The 20,585-nt window shown below is 63.2% G+C and carries 20 protein-coding genes; 9 read left to right on the forward strand and 11 right to left on the reverse strand.

What is annotated here, in order from left to right:
- Nucleotides 1-59: 59 nt before the first annotated feature.
- The gene (locus IB262_RS21980; RefSeq protein WP_113136239.1) at nucleotides 60-1,604 is read right to left on the reverse strand and encodes an ABC transporter substrate-binding protein; all 1,545 of its coding nucleotides are present in this window, start codon (nucleotides 1,602-1,604) and stop codon (nucleotides 60-62) included.
- A 434-nt stretch (nucleotides 1,605-2,038) separates the two neighbouring features.
- Here IB262_RS21980 and IB262_RS21985 point away from each other — a divergent pair, with 434 nt between their 5' ends.
- The 7 genes from IB262_RS21985 (at nucleotide 2,039) to IB262_RS22015 (ending at nucleotide 9,577) form a co-directional block, all read left to right on the forward strand.
- Nucleotides 2,039-3,118 carry a LacI family DNA-binding transcriptional regulator gene (locus IB262_RS21985; protein WP_113186999.1) on the forward strand — a complete coding sequence of 360 codons (1,080 nt, stop codon included), beginning with the start codon at nucleotides 2,039-2,041 and terminating at the stop codon, nucleotides 3,116-3,118.
- Nucleotides 3,115-4,137 (forward strand): ABC transporter substrate-binding protein, encoded by a 1,023-nt coding sequence (locus IB262_RS21990; protein ID WP_060586131.1) that lies wholly within the window; start codon nucleotides 3,115-3,117, stop codon nucleotides 4,135-4,137. The genes IB262_RS21985 and IB262_RS21990 overlap by 4 nt, the downstream gene beginning before the upstream one ends.
- A 104-nt stretch (nucleotides 4,138-4,241) precedes the next feature.
- Nucleotides 4,242-5,069 carry an ABC transporter permease gene (locus IB262_RS21995; RefSeq protein ID WP_060586133.1) on the forward strand — a complete coding sequence of 276 codons (828 nt, stop codon included), beginning with the start codon at nucleotides 4,242-4,244 and terminating at the stop codon, nucleotides 5,067-5,069.
- A complete protein-coding gene (locus IB262_RS22000; RefSeq protein ID WP_060586135.1) occupies nucleotides 5,066-5,845 on the forward strand; it encodes an ABC transporter permease in 780 nt (259 codons plus the stop codon). The genes IB262_RS21995 and IB262_RS22000 overlap by 4 nt, the downstream gene beginning before the upstream one ends.
- Entirely contained in the window at nucleotides 5,838-6,866 is a 1,029-nt protein-coding gene (locus IB262_RS22005; protein ID WP_060521736.1) for an ABC transporter ATP-binding protein, read from the forward strand. The genes IB262_RS22000 and IB262_RS22005 overlap by 8 nt, the downstream gene beginning before the upstream one ends.
- A gap of 6 nt (nucleotides 6,867-6,872) precedes the next feature.
- On the forward strand, nucleotides 6,873-7,793 hold the full coding sequence (locus tag IB262_RS22010; protein ID WP_060586137.1) for a nucleoside hydrolase: 921 nt from the start codon (nucleotides 6,873-6,875) through the stop codon (nucleotides 7,791-7,793).
- The gene (locus IB262_RS22015; protein ID WP_113136237.1) at nucleotides 7,790-9,577 is read left to right on the forward strand and encodes an adenine deaminase C-terminal domain-containing protein; all 1,788 of its coding nucleotides are present in this window, start codon (nucleotides 7,790-7,792) and stop codon (nucleotides 9,575-9,577) included. The genes IB262_RS22010 and IB262_RS22015 overlap by 4 nt, the downstream gene beginning before the upstream one ends.
- Nucleotides 9,578-9,713: 136 nt before the next feature.
- On the opposite strand, the gene IB262_RS22020 is transcribed toward IB262_RS22015, so the two are convergent.
- Nucleotides 9,714-10,889: a M20 aminoacylase family protein gene (locus IB262_RS22020; protein ID WP_127889935.1), complete on the reverse strand. Its 1,176-nt coding sequence runs from the start codon at nucleotides 10,887-10,889 to the stop codon at nucleotides 9,714-9,716.
- 156 nt (nucleotides 10,890-11,045) lie between these two features.
- On the opposite strand from IB262_RS22020, the gene IB262_RS22025 reads away from it, so the two are divergent.
- Together IB262_RS22025 and IB262_RS22030 are read left to right on the forward strand one after the other, a co-directional pair.
- Nucleotides 11,046-11,762 carry a phosphoribosyltransferase gene (locus tag IB262_RS22025; RefSeq protein ID WP_280138786.1) on the forward strand — a complete coding sequence of 239 codons (717 nt, stop codon included), beginning with the start codon at nucleotides 11,046-11,048 and terminating at the stop codon, nucleotides 11,760-11,762.
- A gap of 70 nt (nucleotides 11,763-11,832) precedes the next feature.
- Nucleotides 11,833-12,234, forward strand: coding sequence for a VOC family protein (locus tag IB262_RS22030; protein WP_060644310.1), 402 nt, complete (start codon nucleotides 11,833-11,835; stop codon nucleotides 12,232-12,234).
- Nucleotides 12,235-12,330: 96 nt separating this feature from the next.
- On the opposite strand, the gene IB262_RS22035 is transcribed toward IB262_RS22030, so the two are convergent.
- From IB262_RS22035 to IB262_RS22075, 9 genes are all read right to left on the reverse strand, one after another.
- Complete coding sequence (locus IB262_RS22035; RefSeq protein ID WP_034799270.1) at nucleotides 12,331-12,795, reverse strand: DUF411 domain-containing protein; 465 nt, start codon at nucleotides 12,793-12,795, stop codon at nucleotides 12,331-12,333.
- An 82-nt stretch (nucleotides 12,796-12,877) separates the two neighbouring features.
- Nucleotides 12,878-13,168, reverse strand: a complete 291-nt coding sequence (locus IB262_RS22040; RefSeq protein ID WP_060644311.1) for a copper-binding protein — start codon at nucleotides 13,166-13,168, stop codon at nucleotides 12,878-12,880.
- A gap of 27 nt (nucleotides 13,169-13,195) precedes the next feature.
- Nucleotides 13,196-13,681: a plastocyanin/azurin family copper-binding protein gene (locus IB262_RS22045; protein ID WP_034799273.1), complete on the reverse strand. Its 486-nt coding sequence runs from the start codon at nucleotides 13,679-13,681 to the stop codon at nucleotides 13,196-13,198.
- Nucleotides 13,682-13,731: 50 nt separating this feature from the next.
- Nucleotides 13,732-15,069, reverse strand: coding sequence for a copper oxidase (locus IB262_RS22050; RefSeq protein WP_060644312.1), 1,338 nt, complete (start codon nucleotides 15,067-15,069; stop codon nucleotides 13,732-13,734).
- Nucleotides 15,070-15,137: 68 nt separating this feature from the next.
- Entirely contained in the window at nucleotides 15,138-16,592 is a 1,455-nt protein-coding gene (locus tag IB262_RS22055) for a TolC family protein (RefSeq protein WP_089043734.1), read from the reverse strand.
- Entirely contained in the window at nucleotides 16,589-16,819 is a 231-nt protein-coding gene (locus IB262_RS22060; RefSeq protein WP_060644314.1) for a hypothetical protein, read from the reverse strand. The genes IB262_RS22055 and IB262_RS22060 overlap by 4 nt, the downstream gene beginning before the upstream one ends.
- Nucleotides 16,820-17,017: 198 nt before the next feature.
- On the reverse strand, nucleotides 17,018-17,407 hold the full coding sequence (locus IB262_RS22065; protein WP_060644315.1) for a hypothetical protein: 390 nt from the start codon (nucleotides 17,405-17,407) through the stop codon (nucleotides 17,018-17,020).
- Nucleotides 17,408-17,500: 93 nt separating this feature from the next.
- The gene (gene cueR, locus IB262_RS22070) at nucleotides 17,501-17,971 is read right to left on the reverse strand and encodes a Cu(I)-responsive transcriptional regulator (RefSeq protein WP_034799282.1); all 471 of its coding nucleotides are present in this window, start codon (nucleotides 17,969-17,971) and stop codon (nucleotides 17,501-17,503) included.
- 99 nt (nucleotides 17,972-18,070) lie between these two features.
- Complete coding sequence (locus IB262_RS22075; RefSeq protein WP_060644316.1) at nucleotides 18,071-20,545, reverse strand: heavy metal translocating P-type ATPase; 2,475 nt, start codon at nucleotides 20,543-20,545, stop codon at nucleotides 18,071-18,073.
- Nucleotides 20,546-20,585 lie beyond the last annotated feature (40 nt).

Raw genomic sequence — 20,585 nt, forward strand, 5'->3', positions numbered from 1 at the left:
GGATCCAGGGGCTGTCGTTTACGCATCCGGCGCGGATGCGCGCGGGATGGCGATGCCGCTTACTGCTCGCTCTTCTTGATGCCGAAGGCGAAGAACTGCGAGTTCAGGCCGTTCACGGGATAACCGGTGACGGCCGAGCTCGAGACGACGATCTGCGGGTAGAGGTAGAGCCAGTTGCTGGCGGCATCCTCGGCGATGATCGTGTTGGCTTCTTTGAGCTGTGCGGTCTGCTCGTCGGTGTTGGCCGCTGCCTCCGACGCTTTGATCAGGTCGACGACTTTGGGATTGTTGTAGCCCCAGTAGAAGTCCGGATTGCCGTAGAAGACGATGTCGCGGTGATTGACGTGCTCCTGCAAAGTCGCCTGGAAGTCATGTGCTTTGTAGACCTTCGTGTACCACTCGTTGGCGGTGATCACGTTGATCTCGACCTTGATGTTGACCTTGGCGAGTTCGCTCTGGATGAACTGGGCGACGATCGGATGAGGGTCGTAGTTCGGCGTGTCGAGCTTGAAGGTGAAGCCATCGGCAAAGCCCGCTTCCTTCAGCAGCGCCTTGGCGCTCTCGACGTCATAGGCATCGACGGCGGTGAGGTCCACGTACCAGGGGTCCGTCGGCGGAACGAAGGAGCCGATCAGCGTGCCGTATTCGCCCCAGATCGACGTCAGCAGCTTCTTGTCGTCGATGGCGCGGGCGATCGCTTTGCGGACCTTGACGTTGTCGAAGGGGGCGACGCGGTCGTTGAAGGCGAGCAGTTCCTTGGTCGTCGACTGGCCGGCGGTGACGGTGAAGTCAGGATTGTCCTTGAACTGGGCGATCGAGTCCGGGCTCTGGACGCTGGTGATGATGTCGACGGCGCCGGTCAGGAGCGCATTGTTGAGCGCGGTCGCGTCGGTGAAGTACTGGAAGACGACTTCGCCATTGGTCGGCGCGGTGCCCCAGTATTTGTCGTTGCGGATCAGGGCCAGCGACGAGCCGCGGCGCCATTCGTCGAGGCGGTAGGGGCCCGTGCCATCTTCGCTGGCGTTCAGGTCCTTGGCCGCATCGTTGACGATCCAGACATAGCTCAGATTGTAGGGCAGCGAGATCGAGCGGGCAGACAGCTTGACGACCACCGTCTGGTCATCGGGCGCCTCGATGGCGCTGATGGTTGCAAGGCTCTTCTTGCGCGAGCTCTTGGATTGCTCTGCCGTCACGCGTTCGATGCTGTACTTGACGTCTGTCGCCGTCAGCGGATCGCCGGAGTGGAAGGTGACGCCGGGGCGAAGCTTGAAAGTGTAGGTGAGGCCATCGTCGCTGACGCTCTGCTCGGCCACGAGGCCCGGCTGAACGTCGCCGGCATCGGTCAGCGTGAACAGCGCTTCATAGACATTGCCGTTGAAGGCTTCGTTGATGCCCTGGCCGGCGCCGGCGGTGTTGTCGAGGTTCTGCGGCTCATAGAGCGAGCCGATGGTGATCGAGGCGTTGGGATCGAATTTCGCGTCCTCGGCAAGAACGGCCGTGCTCGACGAAAGAGCCAGCGCCAGCGTGGTAGCTGCCAAGGTTGCGCCGCGCGCCCGGCGGGTTTGTCCCGCGGTCTTGCCAAAGCCGATGATAGTGCCAGTCATGTCCCAAACTCCTGCTTATGCCTGTTGTGCGGATCGCACCGCCGCCCGAATTCTAGCCATCGGACGATTGCCGTGCATCATACTTATTCCCTAGTAATTTAGTGGGAAAATTGATTTCTTTTGTCAGGCGAAGTTGAAATTTGTACCCGCGATTGCGGCGGTTGGGCAGATGCGTGTTTCGCTTTTCATCGCTCGGTGTCGGCGGAGATATATCAGGCAGACTTTGGACGGCCCGTTGGTGCTTGAGGAATTGACGTGAACTCCTTCCGCTGATTGTGAACGCCAGGCGCCAACCGGAAATCGATTGTTGTTCGCAAATCTTTTCCCTCGAAAATTGCAAAATGCAACGAGTCGACAAAAGGATTCGACAGTCGGAAGATTCTGATATATCGGCTGATTAATCGTTTAATCACGCGATAGCGGAAACCACTGATTTGGCGCGTTCCGGACCAAAACTGACGAGGATTGCCAGAACGCTGGGCGTCTCCGCGGCGACGGTTTCAAACGCGCTCTCGGGCAAGGGGCGCGTCTCCGCCGAGATGGTGGAAAAGATCCGCGCGACCGCTGCCGAGCTCGGCTATGTGCCGAGCCAGGCGGGCAGGGCGCTGCGCACCGGCCGCACGGGTGTTCTCGGCCTCGTGCTTCCCGATATCGCCAATCCGCTCTTCCCGCAGATCGCCCAGGCAATCGAGCTTGCGGCTTCGTCCTCGGGCTATGGCGTGCTGATCGCCGACTCGCGCGGCGACGTCTCGACCCAGACCAAGGCGATCGAGCGCCTGATCGATCGCGACGTTGATGGCCTGGTGATCGTGCCCAGGCGCGGCACGCGCATTGCCGATGTCGGCTGTCCGGTCGCCGTCATCGATACGCCCTCGACGCCGGGCAACACGGTCGCCGCCGACCATTGGGGTGGCGGCCGGCAGATTGGCGAACACCTCAAGGCTCTCGGCCACCGCCGCGTGCTGATCATCGGCAACAATCCCGCCTCGAACGTGCAGAACGACCGCGCCGGCGGTATTCGCTCGGTCTTCGGCGAGGGCACCCATACCGATACGCTCTGGATCGAGCCGTTGGAAAAGGCGGCCGGCAAGGGCTGTCCGCTCGGCCTTGCCGATAAGGTGGCGGAAGGCTACACGGCCTTTGCTTGCATCTCCGATCTCCATGCGCTGCGGGCGCTCACCGAATTGCAGCGCGCCGGCATCAACGTGCCGGAAAAGGCGAGCGTCACCGGTTTCGACGACCTGATCTGGTCGCCGGTCATCACGCCGGCGCTGACGACCGCGCGCATGGACATGACCGAGATCGCGGCGATCGCCGTCGCAGCGCTCGTGAAGGCGATCAGCGAGCGCGACCCGTCCGATCCCGCGATCGGCGCACCGGTTACGGCGGCGACCTCCAAGGTGCCGATGCATCTGGTCGTCCGGCAATCGGCCGCGGCACCGTCCGCGTCTCAACCCGTTCTTACCACTGCCACCGCAGCTACATCCGTCACCGAAGGAGGACACCAGCCATGAAGAAGTTCTTGCTTGCCTCGAGCGCGCTCTTGCTCGTTACCGCCCCTGTCGCATCCGCTCAGGAAAAGACGCTCACCATTTCCGTCTACGGCTTTGCCCAGGACGCATTCAAGGAACTGGTCTACACTCCGTTCGAACAGAAGTGCGGCTGCAAGCTCGTCGTCGAAACCGGCAACAGCGTCGAGCGCCTCGCCAAGATGGAAGCCAACAAGGCGAGCCCGGTCGTCGACATGGCCGTCGTCTCGATGGCCGACGCGCTTTCGGCCACCCGCGCCGATCTCATCGAAAAGATCGACACCTCGAAGCTCCAGAACTTCAACAAGCTCTACGACCTTGCCAAGGACCCGAACGGCGACGGCATGAGCGTCGGCTACACCTTCTATGCCACTTCGATCGTCTATCGCTCGGACAAGATGGAAGTGAACTCCTGGGCCGATCTTCTGAGCGACAAGAACGCCAGCCACGTCGCCTTCCCGAACGTCACCACCAACCAGGGCCCGCCGGCGCTCTACATGGTCGGCGAAGCCATCGGCAAGAACACGCCTGACCTCAAGGAAGCGATTGCCGCCGTCGGCGCCAAGAAGGACGATATCGTCACCTTCTACGTCAAGTCCTCCCAGCTCGTTCAGCTGATGCAGCAGGAAGAAATCTGGGCCGCTCCGATCGGTCGCTTCTCCTGGGAAGGTTTCACCAAGCTCGGCCTGCCGATCAAGTGGGCAACGCCCAAGGAAGGCCAGACCGGCGGCATGAACGTCATGGTGCTGACCAAGGGCAGCAAGAACCAGGATCTGGCGCTTCAGTTCATGGACTTCTGGCTCTCGACCGAAATTCAGACCGCGCTTGCCGAAAAGCTGGTCGACAGCCCGGCCAACAAGGACGTGAAGGTTTCGCCTGAGATCGCCGAAAACCTCACCTACGGCGAAGAGACCGTGAAGAATCTGAAGCTGATCCCGTCGGCCGTTGCCCTCGACAACCGCGAAGCGTGGCTGTCGGAGTGGAACGCCCAGGTCGGCCAGTAAGACCAAGCCATTGCGACCTCCACCGGCGGATCGTGATCGCCGGTGGAGACCTGATGCGACGGGCGCGATGAGACGCGCCCCGGAATGCCTTGAAAGGAAGAAGGATGTTCCAGAACCGCGCCGAAGCCCTGGCGCTCGCTCTGCCCGCAGCGGTCTTTGCGGCGATCGTCTTTCTGGCGCCGGTGGTGATCCTGCTGGCGGAAGGCTTTCGCAGCGCCGACAGCTGGTCGCTGTCGGCCTATACGACCTTCTTTTCCGATCCGCTGAACCGCACCGTCTTCCTGCGCACCTTCCGGCTCGGCCTGATGGTTACCGTCGTTTCGGCGGTCATCGGCTATGCCGCCGCCTTTGCGATCGTCAATCTGACGCCGCGCAACAAGGGACAGATGATCGGCCTTGTCGTGCTGCCGCTGATGATCTCGTCGGTTGCCCGCACCTATGCCTGGATCGTCATTCTCGGCCGCACCGGCATCGTCAACCAGGCGCTCCAGCTTGTCGGCCTCTCGGATGAGCCGATCCGCTTCCTCTTTACCGAGACCGCCGTGTTCATCGGTCTCTTGCAGCTTTTCCTGCCGCTGATGATCCTGTCGCTGATCAGCGCGCTTGAAAACATGCCGAAGGATGCGATCCCGGCTGCCCGCGTACTCGGCGCCAACTGGTTCCAGGTGTTTTTCAAGGTGATCCTGCCGCTGACCAAGGAAGGCCTGGTGATCGGCGGCACGCTGGTCTTCACCGGCTCGCTCACGGCCTACATCACACCGGCGATCCTCGGTGGCTCCAAGGTGCTGATGCTCGAAACGCTGCTCTATCAGCGCGTCACCGTCGCCAACGATTTCGTCGCGGCCAGCGTCATCGCCTTCATCCTGATCGTCATGAGCTTTGCCGCCAATCTTCTTTTGAAACGGCTTGCCACCGCGAGGAACAAGCGATGACACCTCGTATCTTTACTCCGCTCGTCCTCTTCCTGGTGATCGGCTTCCTGATCGGGCCGTTCTTCATCATCGTCGCCGCGTCGCTCTCCGGCGGCGAGACGCTGGCCTTCCCGCCACAGGGCTTCTCGCTCAAGTGGGTCGCCAAGGTGTTCACGGTCGAGAGCTTCCAGGAAAGTTTCGCGATCTCGATGCTGCTGGCGATCGGCGGAACGGCGGCCGCTCTCGTGCTCGGCGTTCCCGCCTCCTACGCCCTCTCGCGCTACAAGCTGCCTTTTGGCGAAACTATCCGCACGATCGTGTCGCTGCCAATCATCGTGCCCGGTATCATCGTCGGCCTGGCGCTCTTGCGTTACATCGTCGTGCCCTTTGGCCTCAACATCACGCTGACGCTGTTCCTCGCCCACACCGCGCTGGTTCTGCCCTATGCGGTCCGGGTCGTCTCGGCGAGCCTCAACAACCTGCGCTCCGATATCGAGGAGGCAGCTGTGCTGCTCGGCTCCTCGCGCGCCGGCGCCTTCTTCCGCGTGGTGATGCCGAACATCCGCAGCGGCATCCTCGCCGCCTTCATCCTCGGCTTCGTCACGAGCTTCAACCAGGTGCCGGTATCGCTCTTCCTCTCCGGTCCGGGTGTGCGCACCCTGCCGATCGACATGCTCTCCTACATGGAGATCACCTACGATCCGTCGGTCGCCGCCCTCTCCGCGCTGCTCGCCTTCATGTCCATCGGCATCGTCTTCCTTGCCGAACGCTTCCTGGGATTCTCTCGCTATGTCTGACGCCCCCTTCCTCAGCCTTGAAAAACTGACGCTCGCCTATGGCGATACCGTTGCGGTGAAGGACCTCGACCTTTCGATCCGCAAGGGCGAACTGGTGGCCTTCCTTGGGCCCTCCGGTTGCGGCAAGACGACGACGATGCGCTCGATCGCCGGCCTGCTGTCGCCCGCGTCCGGCGCGATCAAGCTCGATGGTGCCGACATCACCCGCGTGTCCGCCAACAAGCGCTCGGTCGGCCTGGTCTTTCAGTCCTATGCGCTGTTTCCGCACCTGACTGTGTTCGAAAACGTCGCCTTCGGCCTGCGGCTGAAGAAGCTGCCGGCCAACGAGATCGAGAGCAAGGTGACCGCCGGTCTCAAGTCGGTCGGGCTTTCGAAGTTTTCCGCCCGCAAGCCGGGCGAACTCTCCGGTGGCCAGCAGCAGCGTGTCGCGCTGGCGCGTTCCATGGTCATGGAGCCGAAGGTGCTGCTGCTCGACGAGCCGCTGTCGAACCTCGACGCTCGTCTGCGCCTCGAAATGCGCACGGAACTGCAGCGGGTGCAGAAGGAAACCGGCGTCACGATGATCTTCGTCACCCACGACCAGGGCGAGGCCCTGTCGCTGGCGGACCGCATCGTCGTCATGCTGAACGGCGCGATCGAGCAGATCGGCACGCCCGAGGATATCTACAACCGCCCGATCTCGCGCTTCGTCGCCGACTTCGTCGGTTTCGAAAACATCTTTGCCGTCGAGGGCGGCAAGCTGAAGGCCGAGAACGGCCCGATCGATCTCTCCGGATCCCTGCCGCCTGACACGGCAGGGCTTGCGTGGCGTCCGCGCATGGTGACCCTTGGTTCAGGTCCTTTCCAAGGCACCGTGCGCGGAGCCTCTTTCTCCGGCAGCACGCGCGAGTACCTGCTCGATACGCCGCTCGGCGCCATCAAGGCGGAAGAGGATGCAGCACTTGCAGCCCGTGAAACCGGTTCTGCCATTGCCTTCGACCTGCCGGTCGAGAAGGCCGCACGCCTCAAGAAGTTCGGGTAAGGTCCGATGGGTGTCTGGATCGATACGGACATGGGGTTCGACGACATTGCCGCAGTGCTTGTCGTCCTTCATGCCGGTGAAGAGATCGACGGCGTTTCGCTGGTTTTCGGTAACACGCCGCTTGACCAGGTGAAGCGCAACGCTGCCGGCGCCGCGCGCGCTTTCGGCTGGGCTTTCCCCATCCATGAGGGGCGCGCCCTGCCGGTGCTCGGCAAGCTCGAAACTGCCGAACGCATCCTTGGCGAAGCCGGCATGCCGACAGCGGGATTGACGCTGCCGGAGGCCGACGCCTTGCCGGTAAGCGAAGCCTTTGCGGCACTTTGCGCCTGGCTGGAGCAGGAGGGGCCGAAGCGGATTCTGGCGCTCGGGCCGCTCACCAATCTCGCTGCCCTTTGCCTTGCCCGTCCGGACTTGGCGAGCCGGATCACCGACCTCACCTGGATGGGGGGCGGCGTCACCAGCGGCAACCATACGGCATCTGCCGAATTCAACGCCTTCGCCGATCCGGAAGCGCTGGCGATCGTGATCGCTCATGGCCTGCCGCTGCGCATGGTCGATCTCGATCTCTGCCGCAAGGTCTTTGCCTACCCCGATGACGTCGCGCCGATCCGCTCGGCGGGTGGCGTCCATGCCGCCCTCATCGCCGATCTGCTTGCCGGCTTCATTTCGATCGGCACCAGTCGCGGCCGGCCGGGCATGGCGATCTACGACCCTTGCGCTGCCGTTGCCTTCGTCAATCCGGGCGCAATCTCGTTTCGCAAGGCGCGCATCGATGTCGAACTCGGAGGGACGCTGGCCCGGGGGCGCACCGTCGTCGAAACGCGCGAAAGCCATGCGATCTTCAATGCCGAATATGCCGTCGATGCCCATGTCGAGACGACCAGGGCTCAGATCCTGGGCGCTTTGATGAAGGAAGCGCAGAAGTGAGTTCCATAGAGCAGCCTCAGGACTTGATGGATGCGGCGCTCCGTAGCCGGGCAGTGGCGGCAGCGCGTGGTGCTGAACCGTTCGACGTTCTGATTTCGGCCGGTACGCTCGTCGACGTGGTGACGGGCGAGCTTCGCCCGGCTGATATCGGCCTTGTTGGATCGTTGATCGCAAGTGTCCACGAACCGGGCACGCGCTCCGATGCGGCAACCATGATCGATGCGACGGGCGCTTACGTTTCGCCCGGTCTGATCGACACCCATATGCACGTCGAAAGCTCGATGGTGACGCCGGCGACCTATGCCAATGCGGTGCTGCCGCGTGGCGTGACGACCGTCGTCTGGGATCCGCATGAGTTTGGTAATGTCAACGGTGTGGCCGGCGTGCGCTGGGCCGCAAACGCCAGTCGCGATCTGCCGCTGCGCACGGTGCTGCTGGCACCGTCGAGCGTGCCGTCAGCACCCGGCCTGGAGCTGGCCGGTGCCGATTTCGACGCTGATGTGATCGCCGACATTTTGAGCTGGCCGGAAATCGGCGGCATCGCCGAAATGATGAACATGCGCGGCGTCATCGACGGTGAGGCGCGCATCACCGGGATCGTTCAGGCGGGGCTTGCCGCCGGCAAGCCAGTCAATGGCCATGCGCGCAGCCTTGCGGGGCCTGATCTCCAGGCCTTCGTGACCGCCGGCGTCAGCTCCGACCATGAACTCGTTTCCGGCGACGATCTGCTGGCAAAACTCAGGGCAGGGCTTTCGATCGAACTGCGCGGTTCGCACGATCACCTGCTGCCGGAATTCGTCAAAACGATCAAGGCTCTGGGCCATCTTCCTCAGACGGTAACGCTCTGCACCGACGACGTTTTCCCGGACGATCTTGCCCATGCCGGCGGTCTCGACGATGTCGTTCGCCGGCTGGTGCGCTATGGCCTGCCCGCCGAATGGGCGCTTCGGGCGGCAACGCTGAATGGCGCGGTCCGCCTGGGCCGGCATGATCTTGGACTTGTGGCGCCAGGGCGTCGGGCGGACATCGTGGTCTTCGAAGATCTCGCTGATTTCCGTGCGCGCACGGTCATCGTCGACGGCAAGACGATTGCAGACGCCGGACGGATGATCGAGCCGCTCAGCGGCATTGCCGCCGAGACCCTGCACGGAACGATGAAGATCGCGCCGCTGTCGGAGAACGACTTCCGCATTCCAGCAGATGGCACGAAGGTCCGCGTCGCGACCATCGACCGGCCGCGTTTTACCCAATGGGGCGATGCCGTTGCCGCGGTTGAGGGCGGCTTCGTCGTTCCGCCCGAGGGGACGACTCTGATCGCCGTGGCGCATCGTCACGGGCGCGCCGATAGCCGACCGGCTGTGGGTCTGCTGTCGAGTTGGGGCGCCTGGCGCGGCGCCTTTGCAACCACGGTATCGCATGACAGCCACAACCTCACGGTTTTCGGCGGCAATGCGCAGGATATGGCGGTCGCTGCAAATGCGGTGATTGCTGCCGGTGGCGGCATGGCCGCTGTGTCCGGCGGCAAGGTCAATGCACTCCTGCCTCTGCCACTCGCGGGGCTGGTTTCCGAGGAGCCGCTGGAAGAGGTGGCGGATAGCTTTGCAGCACTCCGCGAAGCAGTCGGCCGCATCGTCGATTGGCAGCCGCCTTATCTGGTCTTCAAGGCCTGCTTCGGCGCGACGCTCGCCTGCAACGCCGGACCGCACCAGACCGATCGCGGCATTGCCGACGTGGCGACGGGCAAGGTCATGGAAAGCCCGATCCTGGAGATCCTTGAAGCCTGACATTCAAAGGCCGCTAAGGCAGAGCGGCCGTTGAAGTCCGACGTCATTTCCGTATGACAGCTTGCCTCGCCCTTCAAGCGCAGGTTCTAAATCCTTGAGATCGCACGCTCCCGCCTGCTTCTTCGCGATCAAAGCGTTACTCGGCGCGTGCCAGTTCCTGTTCCACGAGGGTCGACCAGAAGGTGGCGCCCGGACCGATCGCGTCGTCGTTGAAATCATAGGCAGTGTTGTGGTGCAGCGCGCCGTCGACGGCGGGGCCGTTGCCGAGCCAGACGTAACAGCCGGGCGCTTCCAGCCCGAAGAAGGCGAAATCGTCGCCGGCGGTCGACGGCGGAAATGACGTCCGGGTCTTCTTGCCGAACACCGCCTGAGCGGCGCTCAACGCCCGGGCAGTGGCATCGGCGTCGTTGACGACGGGCGGAATGCGGCGTTCGAATTCGTAGTCGACGGAAATCCCATACATCTCGGCGGTACCACGCGCGAGCCGGCCGATCTCGGTTTCGAGCTGATCGCGCACTTCGGGCGTATAGGCGCGGGCGGTGCCGCCGATTTCCACCGTATCGGGGATGACGTTGAGCGCCTTCGGGTCGCCGGCGCGCACGGAGCAGGCGCTGACGACGGCTGGCTGTAAGGGATCGACGACGCGGCCGACGATCGACTGCAGCGAGGCAAGGAAGGTGCCGGCGGCCGTCACCGGATCGCGGCCGAGATGCGGCTTGGCGCCATGGGTGCCGACGCCGCGAAAGGTGAGCCGCCAGCTATCCGAAGAGGCAAGCTGCGGACCGGCGACGACGGCCATCTCGTCCGGGTCAAGGCCCGGCATGTTGTGCAGGCCGTAAACCGCGTCGCAAGGGAACAGCTCAAAGAGGCCGTTTTCGACCATACGTTTCGCACCGCCACGCCCTTCCTCGGCCGGCTGGAAGATGAAGTGCACCGTGCCGGAGAAATTACGGGTCTTCGACAGATGGCGGGCGGCGCCGAGCAACATGGTGGTGTGACCATCATGGCCGCAGGCATGCATCTTGCCGGCCTCGCGGGATTTGTAGGGACGGTCGGCGATCTCCGGCATGGCGAGCGCGTCCATATCGGCGCGAAGGCCGATCGAGCGTGTGCCGTTGCCGACCTGCAGCGTGCCGACGACGCCGGTTTTTCCCAAGCCTCGGTGGACCTTTAGACCCGCTTCCTCAAGCCACTTGGCAACGAGATCGCTGGTGCGTACCTCCTCGAAGCCGAGTTCCGGATGGGCATGCAGGTCGCGACGGAAGTCGGTGAGGAAGGTGAGGTCGTCGGCTATTCCGTCTGGCAGGCGCATCGTCAGGCATTCCCATGTTTCATTGCGCGAAGGGCTTGTGAATTCCGCGTGCTTTGCTTGAGCCGCAGCGCCCTTTCGGTTTGATCGAAGTCGCAAACGGTATAGACGAAAACGGCCGGAACCAGAACAGCAAGCCGGCCTTTTTGATCGCCTTTCATTTCGGGCGAAAGCGCGCAGACGAGGACCGGACCGATGCAGCCCCACGACTTCTGGCAGGAAATCTACCCGCCGAAAAGCTTCGATATTCAGGCGGGTTATCGCGATTTCTTCCCGGCGTCCCTCGGCGATGGCAGGCAGATTCTCCTGCCGATCCGTCAACTCGCCGACGGCAAACATGCGCTGGCCTCGCTGATCGTCAATCAGGCGAGCTTTGCTGTTGAGGACGCACTGGCAACGGAACTTGCGGCGAAGCTCGCACCCTATGAGCCCGAAGTCGTCGCCGGTCTGCCGACGCTCGGCCTCACGCTTGCGTCTGCCGTTGCCCGCAAGCTCGGCCATAGCCGCTACGTGCCACTCGGAACGTCCAAGAAGTTCTGGTATGTCGACGATCTCTCCGTGCCGCTCTCCTCGATCACCACGCCCGACCAGAAGAAGCGTCTCTACGTCGATCCGCGCATGTTGCCGTTGCTTGAGGGTAAGCGCGTGGCTCTGATCGATGACGTCATTTCCAGCGGTACGTCGATCCTTGCCGGGCTGACGCTGATGGAAGCCTGCGGCATCGAGCCGGTCGCGATCGGCGCGGCCATGCTGCAGACCGAGCGCTGGCACCAGCCGCTTGCGGACCGTGCACCGCATTGGCCGGAGCGTGTCGTCGGAGTGTTTCAAACGCCCTTGCTTCAGCGGGGTGAAGACGACAGCTGGCGCGCCGCCTGAATTTCTTGGCTTCCGCGCGGCAGCGAAGATAGATTTGTCTATCTGCTCGGGACGTTACGAAAGGACTTGCATGCGGTTCATCAATCCGATCCCTTTCGTCCGCGACATCGATCACTCCCGGGAATTCTACGAGAAGATTGTTGGCCTGACGGTTCGCGAGGATTTCGGAAACTTCGTCCTCTTCGAAGGCGGCTTCGCGATCCATGAAGGACGTTCGCTGGAGCGGACCGTCTGGCGAACAGAGTTTGGTTCGGATGAGCCTTACGGGCGGCGAAATCTGCTGCATTATTTCGAGCACGAGGATGTCGATGCGGCCTTCGCGCGCATTGCGCCGCATGTGGACCTGATCCATCCGGTCGAGCGTCAGGCATGGGGCCAGCGTGTGTTCCGCTTCAGTGACCTGGACGGGCATGCGGTTGAGATCGGAGAGCCGCAGGTGCTGGAATCGCCAATCGACCCGGAGAACCCCTAACTTATTCAGGCGCTGGCTTCATTGAAAGCCAAGGCGCCCTCGCCGTCGCGAAGGCGTCTTGGATTGTGTGCTCTCCTTTAGAGGGCGAAGCGCGGCTTAGTTCGCCGGCCTGACCTGATAATAAACCGTCGACTTCGCGCCGCCCGCCTTGGCGATGGTGTAGACATCGTACGAGGCCTGCGGATCGTTGCCCATGCCGAGCGAGCCTGAAGGCATGCCGGGAACCGCGATGCCGGCGACATCCGGCTTTTCGGCCAGCAGCTTCTTTACCGCTTCGAGCGGTACATGGCCCTCGATGACATAGCCGTCGATGACGGCGGTATGGCAGCCCTCCATGTCGGCCGGAACCGCAAAGCGCGTCTTGATCACCGACATGTCGGCCTCATCGCGCACCTCGACCTTGTAGCCGGCCGCTTCCATTGCGTCGGCCCATTGTTCGCAGCAGCCGCATTGCGGATCCTTGTAGACGGCCATGGTGCCGGTTGCCGCGACGGCGCCCGTCGCAAAGAGGGTGATGCCCGCGATCGTGCCCGCCACGAAATGCCTGCGTAATACGTTCATCGAACATTCCTTTCCATTCTTGCCTGATCTCAGGATTGTGGCGCCCGGGCCGCGCAAAGTCGACCCGGGCAGTTTGTCGCTGCTACTTGATCTCGGTCACGGTCAGCTTGCCGTTGACACGGTCGGCGACGAATTCGATCGACGCGCCTTCCTTGAGCTTGGCAAGCACCGCGTCATCGACGCGGAACACCATGGTCATGGCCGGCATGTCGAGGTTCTTCAGATCCTCATGGTCGATCGTCACCTTCTTGGCCTTGGTGTCGATCTTCTTGACCACGCCCTTGGTGAACTCCGCGGCCTGGGCGGGTAGGGAGAACGTGGCGGTGGAAACAGCCAATGCGAGCGCTGCGAGGAGTTTGCCTACGGTTTTCATGGTTTCATCCTTTCCTGTTTTCTCGGGTTACTTCTTCACTACGTCGAGTGGGCCGTGCATGCCGGCGTCGTAATGGCCCGGCACCAGGCAGGCGAATTCGAAGGTGCCGTCGTTGGTGAACGTCCAGTAGATGTCGCCGGACTTGCCCGGCTCGAGCCGGATGGCGTTCGGGTCGTCGTGCTCCATGTCGGGGAACTTCTCCATGGTGATCTTGTGTTCCTGGATCGTCGCCTTGTCGTCGAGCACGAATTCGTGGGCGAGTTCGCCGGCGTTCCTGATGGCGAAATGGACCGTCTGGCCCTGGCGAACCTTGATGGTTGCCGGGGTGAAGATCATCTTGCCGTCGTCGGTTTCCTTCATGGTGACGCGGATCGTCTGCGTCGACTTCTTGCTGTCGCCGGGCTCGCCGATCGACACCTTGTCGTGGCCGCCGGCGTGGCTGCCGCTGGCGAGCGCCTGGGAGGAAAGGGCGGAGGCGATAACGAGCGCCAGAGCGAGTGCTGATTTCTTCATCGTAATGTTCCTGATGGATTTGAAAGAGGTCATTGCAGTCGGCCGCCCTCTCACGGTTTGGGCGTGAGCACGGTCTTGGCATCCTTGGCCCGCGTCGGTTCCGGCAATGCGCCGGTCCATTCCCAGGCCTGTGTTCCCGGCGGGTTTTCGTACCAGCCGGGATCGCTGTAATCGCCGGCGGAGATGCCTTCGCGCACCTTCACCACCGAGAACATGCCGCCCATCTCCAACGCGCCGTGCGGACCCCAGCCGGTCATCATCGGGATCGTGTTGTCGGGGAGCGGCATTTCCATTTCGCCCATGTCGGCCATGCCGGCCGTACCCATGGGCATGTAGTCGGGCTTCACCTTGCGGATCTTTTCCGCGACCGATTTCTTGTCGGCGCCGATGAAGGTCGGGATATCGTGGCCCATCGCGTTCATCGTGTGGTGCGACTTGTGGCAATGGATCGCCCAGTCGCCCTCGTACTTGGCGTCGAATTCGTAGGCGCGCATGGCGCCGACGGGAATGTCGATCGACACTTCCGGCCAGCGTGCCTCCGGCCGCACCCAGCCGCCATCGGTGCAGGTCACCTCGAAGTCGTAGCCGTGCATGTGGATCGGATGGTTGGTCATGGTGAGGTTGCCGACCCTGACCCGCACGCGGTCGTTCTTGGACACGACCAGCGGGTCGATGTCCGGGAAGATCCGGCTGTTCCAGCACCACATGTTGAAGTCGGTCATTTCCATGATGCGCGGCACATAGGTGCCGGGATCGATGTCATAGGCATTGAGCAGGAACACGAAATCCCGATCGACACGCATGAAGTTCGGATCCTTCGGGTGCACCACGAAGAAGCCCATCATGCCCATGGCCATCTGTACCATTTCGTCGGCATGGGGGTGGTACATGAAGGTTCCGGACTTCACGAGGTCGAACTCGTAGACGTAGGTCTTGCCGGCCGGAATATGCGGCTGCGACAGGCCGCCGACGCCATCCATGCCCGAAGGCAGGATCATGCCGTGCCAGTGAATGGTGGTGTGTTCCGGCAGTTTGTTGGTGACGAAGATCCGCACGCGGTCGCCTTCGACCGCCTCGATTGTCGGGCCTGGCGACTGGCCGTTATAGCCCCAGAGATAGGCGGTCATGCCGTCGGCCATCTCGCGTTCGACCGGCTCCGCGACAAGGTGGAATTCCTTGACGCCGTTGTTCACACGGTGCGGCAATGTCCAGCCGTTGAGGGTGACGACCGGGCTGTAGTCCGGTCCGCTCGTCGGCACGAGCGGCTTCTGGGTCGAGGCATTGTCCATGCTTGCCGCTTCGGGCAGGCCGGAATTTGAGGTTTGGGCCCAGGCGGCGGTCGAAACGAGAGCAGCACCGGCGCCGAGGAAGTTTCTTCTGTTGAACATATCTGATCCTTTTTTGAGTTAGGGCGGGATGCGTACGGAAAACCGCACACACTTTTCCTGCTCCCGCCCTAGTGTCCGGCGCCGGCTTCCGCTGCCGCGGGCGCTGCCGCGCCTCCAGCCGAGCCGCCCGATCCGCCGCCGTGGATTGCGGTCATCAGATCGGCATCGGCCAGCCAGAAATCGCGCTTCGCGTTGACGGAGAGCACGGTCGAATTGACCTTGGCCCTGACGTCGGCAAGCAGCTCGAAGGTGCTGGTGATCATGCCGTTGTAGCTGAGCGTCGCTTCTTCCTCGATCTTGGTGCGCAGCGGCACGACGTTGTTGCGGTAGTGCCGGGCGATGTCGTAGCGCGAGCGATAGGCCTCGTAGGCTGAGCGTGCTTCCGAGCGGATGTTGACCGCCTTTTCCGCCAACAGGTTCGCCGAGCGCATATGGGCAAGCTCGGCCTTGCGCATGCGCGCATTGCCGCTGTCGAAGATCGGGATCACGAATTCGAACTCGAACTGGCCGGTCGTCTCGACCTTGGTGCCATGATCCTCCTTCTCCCGTTCCGCCTCCGCACCGGCGACGAGTTCCAGGTCGGTCACGTAGCGGGTCGCCTCGGTGAGGCTGTAGGACTTGGCCACGGCTTCGAGGTCGAGGCGGGCGATCTGCAGGTCGACGCGGCGCTTCAGCGCTTCGGCCTCGATGCTGTCCTTGCGGGCCAGCGTCTTCGGCATGTTCGGCAGGCGGTTCGGCACCTGGTAGTCGACATCGCTACCCCAGAGACCCATCAGTCGCGTCAGATTTTCCTTGGCAAGACGGGCTGCAAGCCGGGCTTCGGCTGCCTGGCCGGCGAGTTCAGCGTTGAAGACGTGCTCGCGCGCCTGGTTGCCCTTGCCCATGGCGCCGGTCTCACCCAGTTTTGCGGCGAGTTCCGAGGAGGCGTCCGCAGCCGCCTGGGCCTGGTTCAGTTGCGCGACTGTTTCCCATGCGGCAACCGCTTCGATCCAGGCGCGGCGGGTTTCGGCGGCCAGCTGCAGCGTGCTGAGCGCGGCGTTGAGCTGCGCCTGGCGGAAACGCGCGTCGGCGACCGCGATGGTCTTGTCGCGGGTCAGGAGCGCCAGGATGTTGGTGGTGACCAGCCCCTCGATCGCCTTGTAGGCCTGCAGTTCCGGTGTGCCGATCCCGGTGGTGCCGATCGAGACAGTCGGGTTGAGAAACAACGTCGCCTGCCAGGCATCCGCCGACGCGTCGCCGAGATCGGCATAGGCGGCCTGCAGGCCCTTGTTGTTGAGGAGTGCGACCTGAACGGCGGTGTCGGCGTCGATTGTCTTGCGCTTCAGGAGCGCCTTGACCTCGGCATTGACCTTGTCTGCCTGTTCGCGGTTCTGGATCCAGACGCTTTTCTTGGTCGCGGCCGTCGAGACCTTGGCATCCACGGTGGTGAAGCCCGCGTCCTTGGCCGAGTATTCGGTCACGCAGCCGGCGAGCACGAGGGGCAGACCGATGGCTGCCGCGAGGTTGAGCTTGCGAAGCCTCATGACGCGTCTCCCTTGGCGGTCGACTGTTTTTCGTTGAGGGGGCCCCAGGCCTTGGGGCCGGTGGGTTCGCGGTGGGTGTAGCCCGAAATGGGGCTGCGATACTGCGTGCTTCGAATACCGCTCGTGCTATTGGCGGGATCGCCAAGGCTTGAGACCTCGGCAGGCAATGTGGCAGCGCATCCGCCCAGGATGATGGGCAGGAGCGCCATGGAAAACAAACGTTTCATGGTCAAACCTGAAATGTGAATGGCAGAGGCCGGCGATCGACCGGATGAAACCGGGCGGGCCTTGTCGCGGACGGCGCTAGAGGTGGTCGAGCGTCACATCGGACACGCGGAAACCACGGCAACGCTTCGCACCACTGCAGATCCTTCCGTCGGCCAAGACCAACGGAGACCCGCAGCAGCGGTCACGGATTCACGAAATCAGGCTCTTGGGGGACGATGAAGGCCGTCGAGCTCACCGGGGGTGAGCTGCGGGTGCGGGCCGAAATTGCGGATGGAGCGCGGGAAAGCCGGATGGCTTCCGTCGACATCGCCGAGCACCGCCACGGCGGCGCAGAAGGTCTTGCAGCAATCCTTCTTGTCCGACTTGCCGTTTTCCTGTGCCGGCTTCACCTTGCCCTTTTCTAGGCTCGGGCAATGCTCGGTCGCAGCTTGCATCGGATTGGCGGCTGCCTCGATCTGCATCGAGCCGTGCGCGGCCGCATGCATCATGCCGGAGGCGGTGGAAAAAGGCAGCACGGCCAGCGACAAAGCGATCGCCAGCTTCAGCACTATCAGCAAACGCAGATATGTGGTTCGCACCTTCTCCATGATCGATCCGTAGAAACGCCTTTGATTCCTGTCAATGATGCTTGCGCCTGGCGCCGTCACGAATGCGTGAGGCTCCAGGATGCGCACTCGTCGTCACCCGTGCCGCCGGTTGCGGACCGGATCGATGCCGGCCGTACCGAAGCGGGCGGGCTCGGTTGCCTTCGTCGGCGCGTTCGTGGCGTCTGCGAGATCTTCGAGAATGGGACAGTCCGGGCGGCCGTCGCCATGGCAATGGGCGGCGAGATGTTTCAGCGTCCGGCTCATCGCCTTCAGCTCCTCGGCCTTGCGCTCCAGGATCTCGACATGTTCGAGCGCGATCTTCTTGACCTCGCCGCTGGCGCGCTCGCGGTCGCGCCAGAGCGCCAAGAGGTCCGCCATCTGCTCGACAGTGAAACCGAGATCGCGCGAGCGGCGGATGAAGCGCAGCGTATGGACGTCGTTGTCGCCATAGTTGCGATAGCCGGCTTCGCTGCGGTCGGCCTGCGGGATGAGGCCGATTGTCTCGTAGTAGCGGATCATTTTCGTCGAGACGCCGGAGGCGCGGGAAGCTTCGCCGATATTCATGATGTCATCCTTTTTACCGCCGTGCGGCCATTCCCTTGAGAATATAAGGGCTCTCCCCGGCTTCCGCCATGCTGGCGAGAGCCGGGGAGACGATCGAACCTAGGCCGCCTGTGCTGCGGCAACCGGGCGAAAGGCCCGAAGCCGCAGGGCATTGCCCAGCACGAAGACGCTCGACAGCGCCATGGCACCGGCCGCAAAGATCGGCGACAGCAAGAGGCCGTAGACCGGGTAGAGCGCGCCGGCGGCAACCGGGATCAGTACCGCGTTATAGGCAAAGGCCCAGAACAGGTTCTCCTTGATGTTGCGGATCGTCGCCTTGGACAGCGCGATCGCATTCGGCACACCCAGGAGATCGCCGGACATCAGCACCACGTCGGCGCTCTCGATGGCGACGTCCGTACCGGTGCCGATCGCCAGGCCGACATCGGCTTCGGCGAGCGCCGGCGCATCGTTGATCCCGTCGCCGACGAAGGCGACCGCGCGTCCGCCTTGCTTCAGCTTCTTCAGAGCCGCGACCTTGCCATCTGGAAGCACTTCGGCGATTACCTCGTCGATGCCGAGCTTGGCCGCGATCGCCTCTGCGGTGCGGCGGTTGTCGCCGGTGATCATCGCGACCTTCAGGCCGAGATCGTGCAGCATGCGGATCGCCTGATGCGTCGTCTCCTTGATCGGGTCGGCAACGGCGATGATCGCCGCCAGCTTGCCGTCGATCGCGGCATAGAGCGGGCTCTTGCCTTCCGAGCCAAGGCGGGCCGCCTGGTCGGCGAAGGCCGACACGTCGAGCTTCAGCTGCGTCATCAGGCGGTCGGCACCGACATGGACGGTCCGGCCCGAGACTTCGGCGCTGGCGCCGAACCCGGGGATTGCTTCGAACCTGGCCGGTTCGGCGATCGCCAGTCCCTTTGCTTTGGCTGCGTCGACGATTGCTTCGGCGATCGGGTGCTCGGAGCGGGTCTCCACGGCGGCGACCAGCGTCAGCACGGTATCACGATCGAAGCCTTCGGCGGTTTCGAGGTCGGTCAGTTCCGGGCGGCCCTTGGTCAGCGTACCAGTCTTGTCGACGGCGATGACGGCGGCGTTGCGCAGCGTCTGCAGTGCCTCGCCCTTGCGGAAGAGCACACCCATTTCGGCGGCGCGGCCGGTGCCGACCATGATCGAGGTCGGGGTGGCAAGGCCCATGGCGCAAGGGCAGGCGATGATCAGCACGGCGACGCCGTTGACGAGCGCGAAGGTGAGCGCCGGATCCGGACCGAAGACCAGCCAGACGCCGAAGGTCAAAAGCGCAATCGCGATGACGGCTGGCACGAACCAGGCGGTGACGCGGTCGACCAGCGACTGGATCGGCAGCTTGGCGCCCTGGGCCTGCTCGACCATCTTGATGATCTGCGCCAGCACCGTATCGGCGCCGACCTTGGTGGCCCGGAAGGTGAAGGAGCCGGTTTTGTTGATCGTGCCGCCGACGACTTCGCTGCCGGCCACCTTTTCGACCGGAACCGGCTCGCCGGTGATCATCGATTCGTCGACATAGGAGTTTCCGTCGAGGACGCTGCCGTCGACAGGAACCCGGTCGCCCGGGCGCACGACGACGGTGTCGCCAGTCTGCACGTCGGACAGCGGCACCTCGACCGTCTCGCCGTTGCGGATGACGCGGGCGGTCTTTGCCTGCAGGCCCATCAGATGCTTGATCGCCTCGGAGGTCCGGCCCTTGGCGCGCGCCTCCAGGAACCGGCCGAGCAGGATCAAGGTGACGATGACTGCAGCTGCCTCGTAATAGACGTTGGCCGTACCGTCTGGCAGAAGCTCGGGCGCGAATGTGGCGACGACCGAATAGATCCAGGCGGCGGAGGTGCCGATCGCGACCAATGAGTTCATGTCCGGCGCCAGGCGGAAGAGGGCGGGGACACCCTTCTGGTAGAAACGCAGGCCCGGGCCGAAGAGCACCAGCGTCGTCAGCGCGAACTGCAGATACCAGCTTTCCTGCATGCCGATATTGTTCATGACGAATTCGTGCACGCCCGGGATGAAGTGCGAGCCCATTTCAAGCACGAAGATCGGCAGCGTCAGGACGCCGGCAATCAGCAACGCGCGCCCAAGCTTTCGCGTCTCCTGTTCGCGCTTCTCGCCTTCGCGGTCGACGCTTTCGTCGCCGGTGATGCGCTTGGCGGCATAGCCGGCAACGCGAACCGCCTCTTCGAGTGCGGCGGCGGTGGCGATGCCCCTGGTTATGCGCACCGACGCGCGCTCGGTCGCCAGATTGACGTTGGCTTCGGTGACGCCCGGCACGGTCTTCAGCGCCTTTTCAATGCGGGCGACGCAGGACGCGCAGGTCATGCCTTCGATGGTGAGCTCGACCGTGTCTTCGGCCGCACCATATCCGGCATTCTCGATCGCCTTGACGATGTCGGCCGACTTGGTGCTGGCATCGAAGCGGACGTCAGCGCGTTCCGTTGCAAGGTTGACCGAGGCTTCGGTCACACCAGGCACAGCGCGAATAGCCTTTTCGACGCGCGCCACGCAGGATGCGCAGGTCATGCCCTCGACGGGAATGCTGGCGCTCAATGCGGCGGCGGACATCGCTTCGAGGTCGTTTGTTCTAATGGGGGTCACAGATCCC

Origin of the sequence: Ensifer sp. ENS02 (assembly GCF_014851885.1) — a bacterium.
GTDB lineage: Bacteria > Pseudomonadota > Alphaproteobacteria > Rhizobiales > Rhizobiaceae > Ensifer > Ensifer adhaerens.